Below are 9,424 nucleotides of genomic sequence, written 5' to 3' on the forward strand. Positions count from 1 at the left end.
GAAGCTGAGCGCCCTGATGCGCTGGTACCCATCGATCAAAGCCGCGTCGTGCAGATGCTCGGGCCGCACCCCGACGATGACGCTCTCCGGCGCGGGGTGTCGCGCGATCACCTGTTGGACTTCCGGTGTCACCACCACTTCCCCGAACGGCAGCGTCAGCCCGGTCGGCGTCAACGTGGCCGGGAAGAAGTTCATGGCCGGCGAGCCGATGAACCCCGCGACGAACAGGTTGGCCGGATGTTCGTAGAGCTCGTCGGGGTGCGGCCCGAGCATCTGCACGACGCGGCTTTGATCGATGGGTACCAGCGCATCAGGGCGCTCAGCTTCGAGGTGAAGGTGGACTTGGTTGAGTCGCTGGGTGCCGACAAGTTCGTCTACTTCTCCACCGCGGGGTGGGCGGCGCACTCGGCTCAGCTCGACGAGCTGGCGGCCGCGGCGCACGCTCACGAAAACCAATTCGTCGCAAGGGTTCCCGCGGAGTCCAAAGCGGCAATGGGACAGTCTCTCGAGCTGGCGTTCGATACCGCGAAGCTCGCCGTTTTCGACGCAGGCACCGGGGCGAACCTGACCATCGCGGCGTCTGGGGAGCAGTGAGCCGGATCCTGGACCAGGTGCGTGCCCACCTGCGCCGCCACTTCGCCGGCGCGGAGCCCGATTCGGCGAGCGTGACCTTCCTGGGCACCGAGCCCATCGAGGTACTGCGCTTCCGTGCGAGCGACGGGCTGGTGCACTACGTGTCGCTGGGATGTTCTCGCTATCCGATGGCCGACCCGACCCAGATGATCGATGACCAGACGCGGGGCCCGCGCGCCGAAGTCGTGTTGAGCCTGCGAAACCCGGGGCAGGTCAGCGGGATTGCGCGCAGCCTTGCGGTGTTGGCCGCGACGCCGGCCGTCGAGGGGTTGGTGCTGACCGCCGACGCGTTGGTCGATCTCGGCTCGCCGCTGTGGGCGCGGCCCGGCGGGCGAGTGCCGTTCACCGCGGTGTTGTTGGGTCCCAGCGGCATCGATGACCTGCCGCTGGAACCGCCCCGCGACCCGGTGCGGTTCCTCGCGGCGACCCCCATCACCGCGACCGAAGCGGCCTGGGTGCGGTTGAAGGGCCCCGAAGCCATGCGACAGGCGTGGCAGAACGACGGCGTCGACGTGCTGAATCCGAATCGCCCTGCCGCACAACCTGATTGATGGTTAGAGCCAGTTGTTGCGCCGGAACTGGAAGTACAGCACCAGGCAGGTCAACGTCATCGCGGCCATGACTCCCGGGTATCCCCACGTCCAATTCAATTCGGGCATGAAATGGAAGTTCATGCCGTAGATGGCGGCGACCATGGTGGGCACCGCCAGGATGCCGGCCCAGGCCGCCATCTTGCGCATGTCGTTGTTCTGCTGCATCCCGACCCGCGCCAGCGCCGCCTGGATCAGCGAGTTGAGCATGTCGTCGTAGCTGGCGATGTGGTCCGCGGCCTCTGAGTGGTGGTCGGCGAGGTCGCGCAGGTAGCGCCGCACCTCTTTGGAGATGAGGTCCTTGTTCTCCATCTGGATTCGGTGAAACGCCCCGGACAACGGGTTGACGCACCGGCGAAGTTCGACGACCTCACGCTTGAGCAGATAGATGGGTTCGACGTCGATCTTGCGGCCCGGGGCGAACGCCACTTCCTCGATGCTGTCGATGTCGGATTCGATGAGGTGACTGACGTCGAGGTAGTGGTTCACCACCTCATGCGCGATGGCGTGCATCACCGCGTAAGGCCCCAGCCGCAATTGCTCGGGGTCGGCCTCCATCCGCTTGCGCACCTCGGACAGCCCGCCGTGTTCGCCATGGCGGATGGTGACCACGAAACTCTTGCCGACGAAAACCATCACCTCGCCGGTCTCGACGATTTGACGGGCCTGCGCGACCGATTCATGCGGAACGTAATTGACCGTCTTGAGCACCAGGAACAGCGTGTCGTCATAGCGCTCCAGCTTGGGCCGCTGGTGCGCGCACACGGCATCCTCCACCGCGAGCGGATGCATGCCGAAAAGGTCCGCGACTTCCTGCATCTCGGTTTGGTCGGGCTCGCGCAGACCGACCCAGACGAAGGCCTCGTTTCCGAGCATTTCGATCTGGCGCACCTTGTCGCGGGCCGCGACGTAGCTGAATTTCCCGGGCAGCCGGTGGCCGTCGGCGTAGACGGCGCAGTCGACCAGCGTCTCGTTGGGCGAGTGGGGCTGGGGATCGGGATGCGACGGGCGCGGCTCGTGGGCGAGCGGCCGAAGCGCTTCGGGCAATGCGTCAAAACCCTGGAACACATCCACCTCCGATCGCTGCTTCGGTCTGACCGGGCGGTGGTTCATGCTACGCGCCCTGGCCTCGCAAAGCGCGCCGATCCGGGCGCGGCGGACAGGGCCGGGTATCGGACCGGAGGTTGGCGGCCGAGAGGGGTGCGCTAGTTTCGAGCCGAGACCCGAATCTGCATGACTACCTCCACAAGGAGCATTTCGACGTGAGCGCAAGTCCCCTCAAGGTCGCCGTCACCGGCGCCGCCGGCCAGATCGGCTACAGCCTGTTGTTCCGCCTGGCGAGCGGTGCACTGCTGGGCCCCGACCGACCGATCGAGCTGCGGCTGCTCGAGATCGAGCCGGCGCTCAAGGCGCTCGAGGGCGTCGTGATGGAGCTGGACGACTGCGCATTCCCGCTGCTGTCCGGCGTCGAGATCGGCGCGGACGCGAACAAGATCTTCGACGGCGTCAACCTTGCCCTGCTGGTCGGCGCCCGCCCGCGCGGCCCGGGCATGGAGCGCAGCGACCTGCTGGAGGCCAACGGCGCGATCTTCACCGCCCAGGGCAAGGCGCTGAACTCCGTCGCCGCCGACGACGTCCGCATCGGCGTGACCGGCAACCCGGCCAACACCAACGCGCTGATCGCGCTGAGCAACGCGCCCGACATCCCGAAGGAGCGGTTCTCGGCGCTGACCCGCCTGGACCACAACCGGGCCATCTCACAGCTGGCCAAGAAGACCGGCGCGAAGGTCACCGACATCAAGAAGATGACCATCTGGGGCAACCACTCGGCCACCCAGTACCCCGACATCTTCCACGCCGAGGTCGGCGGCAAGAACGCCGCCGAGGTCGTCGGCGACCAGAACTGGATCGAGAACGACTTCATCCCGACCGTGGCCAAGCGCGGCGCGGCGATCATCGACGCGCGCGGCGCATCCTCGGCGGCCTCGGCCGCGTCGGCGACCATCGACGCGGCGCGTTCGTGGCTGCTGGGCAGCCCGGACGGTGACTGGGTGTCGATGGCGGTGTACTCCGACGGCTCCTACGGCGTGCCGGAGGGCATCGTGTCGTCGTTCCCGGTGACCACCAAGGACGGCGACTGGTCGATCGTCCAGGGGCTGGAGATCGACGACTTCTCCCGCAGCCGCATCGACAAGACCACCGCCGAGCTGGTCGACGAGCGCAACGCCGTGACCGAGCTGGGACTGATCTGACCCCACCCGGTCGTCGCGAAGGTCATCCCCGCGCAGATTAGGCCTACTAATCGGTAGTCAGTACCCTGGGGCGCGTGTCCGAGTTGATTGAATCGATACAGACGCGCGCCGAACAGGCGATCACCGACGCGGAGATCTTCGAGGCACACGTAGGCGGCAAGCTTTCCGTAGGCCTGACCGCCCCGCTGGACACCCAGCGGGCATTGTCGATCGCCTACACCCCTGGTGTGGCGCAGGTCAGTCGCGCGATTGCCGCCGATCGCACCCAGGCCGCCCGTTACACGTGGGCGAACCGGCTGGTCGCCGTCGTCAGTGACGGCAGCGCTGTGCTGGGCCTGGGTGACATCGGGCCCGCGGCGTCGCTGCCGGTGATGGAGGGCAAGTGCGCCCTGTTCCAGGCATACGGCGGGCTCAACGCGATCCCGATCGTGCTGGACACGAAGGACCCCGACGAGATTGTCGAAACCTTGGTGCGACTGCGCCCGACTTTCGGCGCGGTCAACCTCGAGGACATCTCTGCGCCGCGCTGCTTCGAGATCGAAAGGCGAGTCATCGAGGCGCTGGACTGTCCGGTGATGCACGACGATCAGCACGGGACCGCGATCGTCGCATTGGCCGCGCTGATGGGTGCCACCAAGTTGCTCGGTCGCGACATGACGTCGCTGCGGGTAGTGGTTTCCGGTGCCGGGGCAGCGGGTGTCGCGTGCACGAATCTCCTTCTGGCGATGGGTGTTTCCGACATCACCGTGCTGGACTCGCGCGGGATTCTGCACACCGGGCGCGACGACATGAACAGCGTGAAGAGCGTTCTGGCGCAACGCACGAACCCCGACGGTCTCACGGGCAGCATGGCGGAAGCGCTGCGCGGCGCCGATCTGTTCCTCGGGGTTTCGGGTGGTGTGGTGCCCGAGGAGATGATCGCCACGATGGCGCCCGATGCGATCGTCTTCGCGCTGTCCAATCCCGATCCGGAGATCCATCCGCAGGTCGCGGCCAAGTACGCCGCAGTGGTGGCCACCGGCCGCAGCGACTACCCCAACCAGATCAACAACGTGCTGGCCTTCCCCGGCGTGTTTCGGGGTGCGCTGGATGTCGGGGCGCGGCGGATCACCGAAAAGATGATGGTGGCCGCGGCCGAGGCGATCTTCTCGGTCGTCAGTGACGACCTGGCGTTCGACAGGATTGTCCCGAGCCCGCTGGACCTGCGCGTGGGGGATGCGGTCGCCACGGCGGTGGCCCTGGCCGCAGACCCCGCAGACATCGCGGGGTGAGGACCGGCTGGCTGGCGGTGCCGCTGCTCGCCGCCATACTCGTCGTGGCCGGCTGCGGGGATGCCGGCGACCGCCGCGCCCGTCCGGAACTGGTGGTCGGCTCCGCGACGGATTCCGAGTCGACCCTGCTGGCCGGCGTCTACGTGGCCGCGCTGCGGTCATACGGTTTCGCGGCGCGCGCCGAGACCGCCGACGATCCGATGGCGCGCCTGGACTCGGGCGCGTTCACTGTCGTCCCGGCCCTGACCGGCCGCAAGCTGGAGAGTTTGCAGCCCGGCGCGGTGGCGATGTCCGACGCCGACGTCTACCGCGCGATGGTGGCCGCGCTGCCCGAGGGTGTCGCCGCGGGCGACTATGCGACCGCCGCGGAAGACAAGCCCGTCCTGCTGGTGACGGGAGCCACCGCCAACGCGTGGGGCGGCAGCGATGTCAGCGCCGACTTGAGCACGCTGCCGAAGCACTGCGCCGGCCTGCTCGTGGGCGCCGTCACCGGGCGGCGGGCCCCTTCGAGCGTGGGCACCTGCCGGCTTCCCGCTCCACGCGAATTCCCCGACGAGGCAACGATGTTCGGCGCGATTCGGGCCGGGCAGCTGACCGCGGGGTGGACGACCACCGCCGACCCCGGCCTCCCCTCCGACCTCGTCGCGCTCGCCGACGGCAAACCCGCGCTGATCCGCGCCGAGAACGTGGTGCCGCTGTATCGCCGGAACGCGCTGAGCGATCGACAGCTGCTGGCGATCAACGAGGTCGCCGGCGTGCTGGACACCGCGGCCCTGGTCGACATGCGCCGCCAGGTGGCCGGCGGAGCCGACCCGCAGGCGGTCGCGGGCGGGTGGTTGGCGGAACACCCGCTGGGGCGTTGAGGCGGGCGTCAGCGCTTGGGCATGAGCTGGTGTACCACTTGCTGCACGCGTGCCATGACCGGCCCGCCCAGCAGCCGCTCAGGTCTCGATCCGGTCAGCCGAACCACCAGGTCCATAGCCTTCACGTCGGGTCCGACCAGCACCCTGGCCTTGTTCTTCTGCACGGCGCCCAGGATGATCTGGGCCGCCCGTTGGGGCGTGGTCTTGGCCTGCTCTTCCTCGAACTTCTCGGCCAGGCCGTCCTGGTCTAGCCCGTCGGCGAAGATGGCGTTGCGGGCGAACCCCGTCTTGACCCCGCCCGGGTGCACCGTCGTGACCCGCACCGGATGGCCGGCCCGCACCATCTCCTGTCGCAGCGCCTCGCTGAATCCACGTACCGCGAACTTGGCGGAAACGTAAGCCGCCTGGCCGGGAGCCGAGAACAGGCCGAGCGCGCTCGAGACGTTGATGACGTGGCCGTCGCCGGAGGCGATCAGGTGTGGGAGGAATGCCTTGGTGCCGTTCACGACGCCCCAGTAGTCGACGTCCATCACCCGTTCGATGTCCTCGAACCGGCTGTCTTCGATGGACCCGACGAAGGTGATGCCTGCGTTGTTGTAGACCTGGTTGACCTGGCCGAAGTGCTCCTTGACCGCGTCCGCGTAGGCCAGGAACGCCCCGCGCTCGGTCACGTCGAGGCGATCGGTCTTGATTTCCGTTCCGATCGCCTTCAACTGCGCTTCGGTGTCGGCCAGGCCCTCGAGGTCGACGTCGCTGATCGCGAGCTTGGCGCCGGCGCGTCCCAGTTCGAGGGCCAGCGCCTGGCCGATCCCCGAACCCGCGCCCGTCACCGCGGCGACCTTGCCGGCGAACCCATGCATGCGTACTCCTCGTGCTGGCGTGCTGCGTCAGGTTATCCGGTGCCGACAGCCTCCGGTGGGGCGCCCGTCAGTGCTTGGGCATCAACCGGCCCATGACGGGCCCAAAAAGCTGCTGATATCCGGAGCCGGTCAACCGCACCAAGGCGTCCAACACCTTGGCGTCCGTGCCGACCAGCACACGGGCCTTCTTCTTGCGCACGGCATCCAGGATGATCTGGGCGGCTCGTTGCGGGCTGGTCTTGGCGAGCCGTTTGTCGAAGAGACTTGCCAGCTGGGCCTGGTCGAGTCCCTCGGCGGCGGTGGCGTTGCGGGCGATCGCGGTCTTGATGCCGCCGGGGTGCACGGTGGTCACCGCCACGGGGTGCCCGGCCGCCACCATTTCCTGTCGCAGCGCCTCGGTGAATCCCCGGACGGCGAACTTGGCCGAGTTGTAGGCCGCCTGCCCGGGCACCGAGAACAGCCCGAACACGCTGGAGACGTTGATGACGTGGCCGTCGCCGGAGGCGATCAGGTGCGGCAGGAATGCCTTCGTGCCGTGGACGACGCCCCAGAAGTCGACGTCCATCACCCGTTCGATGTCCTTGAACTGGCTGACTTCGACGTCGCCGGTGAAGGCGATGCCGGCGTTGTTGTAGACCTGGTTGACCTTGCCGAAGTGCTCCTTGACCGCGTCGGCGTAGGCCAGGAACGCCTCGCGCTCGGTAACGTCGAGCCGATCCGCCTTGACTTCGGCGCCGATCGCCTTCAGCTGCGCCTCTGTCTCGGCCAGGCCGTCGACGTCGACGTCGCTGATCGCGACCTTGGCGCCCGAGCGGGCCAACTCAACGGCCAGTGCTCGCCCGATTCCCGAACCCGCACCCGTCACCACGGCGACCTTGCCGGCGAACCCCTGCATGAGCACCCTTTCTTGTTGGCCCGTTTGCGTCGAGGCTAGCCGGTACCGGCGGTCACTCGTACCGGCGGGTGGGAACCCGGGCTCGGCTCGATTGCCCCGGCTCCTTTAGCGCGCCCCGCCGTCGCCGGCTAGCGGAACGCGGTGTCGAGGATCTCCTGCTGTTCGACCGCGTGCACCTTCGAGGAGCCCGACGACGGGGCCGACATGGCCCGGCGCGAGATCCGCTTGAGCCCGGTCAGCTTGTCGGGCAGCAGTTCGGGCAGCTCGAGGCCGAACCGCGGCCACGCGCCCTGGTTGGCCGGCTCCTCTTGCACCCAGAAGAACTCGTTGGCGCTGGGGTAACGGTCGAGCGTCTCGTTGAGCCGGCGCTTGGGCAGCGGGGCGAGCTGCTCGATGCGCACGATCGCGACGTCGTCCCGGTTGTCCTTGGCCTTGCGCGCCACCAGCTCGTAGTAGATCTTGCCGCTAGTCAGCAGGATCCTGGTGACCTTGGTGCGGTCACCGATGCCGTCCTCGTAGGTCGGCTCTTCGAGCACCGAGCGGAACTTGATCTCGGTGAAGTCCCTGACGTCGCTGACGGCGGCCTTATTGCGCAGCATCGACTTCGGTGTGAAGACGATCAGCGGCCGCTTGATTCCGTCGAGGGCGTGCCGGCGCAGCAGGTGGAAATAGTTCGACGGCGTCGACGGCATCGCGATGGTCATCGAACCCTCCGCCCATAGCTGCAGGAAGCGTTCGATGCGGCCGGAGGTGTGGTCGGGGCCCTGGCCTTCGTGGCCATGCGGCAGCAGCAACACCACGTTGGACAGCTGACCCCACTTGGCCTCGCCGGAGCTGATGAACTCGTCGATGATTGACTGCGCGCCGTTGACGAAGTCGCCGAACTGCGCCTCCCACAGCACCAGGGCGTCCGGGTTGCCCACGGTGTAGCCGTATTCGAAGCCGACGGCGGCGTACTCCGACAGCGGCGAGTCGTAGACCAAGAACTTGCCGCCGGTGGGCGTCCCGTCGGTGTTCGTCGCCAGCAGTTGCAGCGGGGTGAACTCTTCGCCGGTATTGCGGTCGATGATCACGGAATGCCGCTGGGAGAAGGTCCCGCGCCGGGTGTCCTGGCCGGACAGCCGCACCAGCTTGCCCTCGGCCACCAGCGAACCCAGCGCCAGCAGCTCGCCGAAGGCCCAGTCGATCTTGCCCTCGTAGGCCATCTCCCGGCGCTTTTCCAGCACCGGCTGTACCCGCGGGTGCGCGCTGAAGCCCTCCGGCAGCGCGAGGAACGCGTCGCCGATGCGCGACAGCAACGCCTTATCCACCGCGGTCGACAGGCCCGCGGGAAGCATCTGGTCGGCCTCGACGGATGCGCTCGGCTGGACGCCGTGCTTCTCCAGGTCCCGAACTTCGTTGAACACCCGTTCCAGCTGGCCCTGATAGTCGCGCAGCGCGTCCTCGGCCTCCTTCAGCGAGATGTCGCCGCGACCGATCAGGGCTTCGGTGTAGCTCTTGCGAACGCCACGCTTGGTGTCGACGACGTCGTACATGGCGGGGTTGGTCATCGACGGGTCGTCGCCTTCGTTGTGGCCGCGCCTGCGGTAGCACAGCATGTCGATGATGACGTCCTTCTTGAACTTCTGCCGGAAGTCCACGGCCAGCTGCGCCACCCATACGCAGGCTTCCGGGTCGTCGCCGTTGACGTGGAAGATCGGTGCCCCGATCATCTTGGCGACGTCGGTGCAGTATTCGCTGGATCGCGAATACTCCGGTGCGGTGGTGAAGCCGATCTGGTTGTTCACGATGATGTGGATGGTGCCGCCGACCCGGTAACCGGGCAGGTCCGCCATGTTGAGCGTCTCGGCGACGATGCCCTGGCCCGCGAAGGCGGCGTCGCCGTGCAGCATCATCGGCACCACCGAGAAGGCCTTCTCGTCACCGTCGTCGTGGGCGCCGCGATTCAGCAGGTCCTGCTTGGCCCGGACCAGGCCCTCGAGCACCGGGTCGACGGCCTCCAGGTGCGAGGGGTTCGCGGTCAACGAGACCTGAATGTCGTTGTCGCCGAACATCTGCAG

General features: G+C 67.5%; 8 protein-coding genes and 2 pseudogenes. 5 read left to right on the plus strand and 5 right to left on the minus strand.

Annotation, left to right across the window (positions count from 1 at the left end; genetic code table 11):
• Nucleotides 1–273, minus strand: a pseudogene (locus tag A5709_RS02455) (ABC transporter ATP-binding protein); the annotation flags it as partial.
• Here A5709_RS02455 and A5709_RS02460 point away from each other — a divergent pair.
• Nucleotides 187–594 (plus strand): annotated as a pseudogene (locus A5709_RS02460) (ABC transporter ATP-binding protein); the annotation flags it as partial. The pseudogenes A5709_RS02455 and A5709_RS02460 overlap by 87 nt on opposite strands.
• On the plus strand, nucleotides 591–1,184 hold the full coding sequence (locus A5709_RS02465) for a suppressor of fused domain protein (RefSeq protein ID WP_068117722.1): 594 nt from the start codon (nucleotides 591–593) through the stop codon (nucleotides 1,182–1,184). The pseudogene A5709_RS02460 and the gene A5709_RS02465, both read left to right, overlap by 4 nt.
• 3 nt (nucleotides 1,185–1,187) lie before the next feature.
• Here the strand turns inward: A5709_RS02465 and corA are convergent, their stop codons facing one another.
• On the minus strand, nucleotides 1,188–2,291 hold the full coding sequence (gene corA / locus A5709_RS02470; RefSeq protein ID WP_068010938.1) for a magnesium/cobalt transporter CorA: 1,104 nt from the start codon (nucleotides 2,289–2,291) through the stop codon (nucleotides 1,188–1,190).
• Nucleotides 2,292–2,485: 194 nt separating this feature from the next.
• On the opposite strand from corA, the gene A5709_RS02475 reads away from it, so the two are divergent.
• The 3 genes from A5709_RS02475 (at nucleotide 2,486) to A5709_RS02485 (ending at nucleotide 5,609) form a co-directional block, all read left to right on the plus strand.
• The gene (locus A5709_RS02475) at nucleotides 2,486–3,475 is read left to right on the plus strand and encodes a malate dehydrogenase (protein ID WP_067945158.1); all 990 of its coding nucleotides are present in this window, start codon (nucleotides 2,486–2,488) and stop codon (nucleotides 3,473–3,475) included.
• A 74-nt stretch (nucleotides 3,476–3,549) separates the two neighbouring features.
• Nucleotides 3,550–4,746 (plus strand): NADP-dependent malic enzyme, encoded by a 1,197-nt coding sequence (locus tag A5709_RS02480; RefSeq protein ID WP_068117725.1) that lies wholly within the window; start codon nucleotides 3,550–3,552, stop codon nucleotides 4,744–4,746.
• The gene (locus A5709_RS02485) at nucleotides 4,743–5,609 is read left to right on the plus strand and encodes a glycine betaine ABC transporter substrate-binding protein (RefSeq protein WP_068117726.1); all 867 of its coding nucleotides are present in this window, start codon (nucleotides 4,743–4,745) and stop codon (nucleotides 5,607–5,609) included. Before A5709_RS02480 ends, A5709_RS02485 begins: the two co-directional genes overlap by 4 nt.
• Nucleotides 5,610–5,617: 8 nt before the next feature.
• Here A5709_RS02485 and A5709_RS02490 read toward each other — a convergent pair whose 3' ends face one another.
• The 3 genes from A5709_RS02490 to A5709_RS02500 form a co-directional block, all read right to left on the minus strand.
• Nucleotides 5,618–6,469, minus strand: coding sequence for an SDR family oxidoreductase (locus A5709_RS02490; RefSeq protein WP_068117730.1), 852 nt, complete (start codon nucleotides 6,467–6,469; stop codon nucleotides 5,618–5,620).
• Nucleotides 6,470–6,536: 67 nt separating this feature from the next.
• The gene (locus A5709_RS02495; RefSeq protein WP_067945165.1) at nucleotides 6,537–7,364 is read right to left on the minus strand and encodes an SDR family oxidoreductase; all 828 of its coding nucleotides are present in this window, start codon (nucleotides 7,362–7,364) and stop codon (nucleotides 6,537–6,539) included.
• Between the two features lie 128 nt (nucleotides 7,365–7,492).
• On the minus strand, nucleotides 7,493–9,424 hold a 1,932-nt coding region (locus A5709_RS02500; RefSeq protein WP_082973750.1), incomplete at its 5' end, for a multifunctional oxoglutarate decarboxylase/oxoglutarate dehydrogenase thiamine pyrophosphate-binding subunit/dihydrolipoyllysine-residue succinyltransferase subunit.

Source organism: Mycobacterium sp. E1386, from assembly GCF_001672745.1.
GTDB lineage: Bacteria > Actinomycetota > Actinomycetes > Mycobacteriales > Mycobacteriaceae > Mycobacterium.

Coding starts and splice junctions, on each gene's coding strand:
- A5709_RS02490 (WP_068117730.1), bottom strand. CDS start 6,469: ATGCATGGGTTCGCCGGCAAGGTCGCCGCGGTGACGGGCGCGGGTTCG.
- A5709_RS02495 (WP_067945165.1), bottom strand. CDS start 7,364: ATGCAGGGGTTCGCCGGCAAGGTCGCCGTGGTGACGGGTGCGGGTTCG.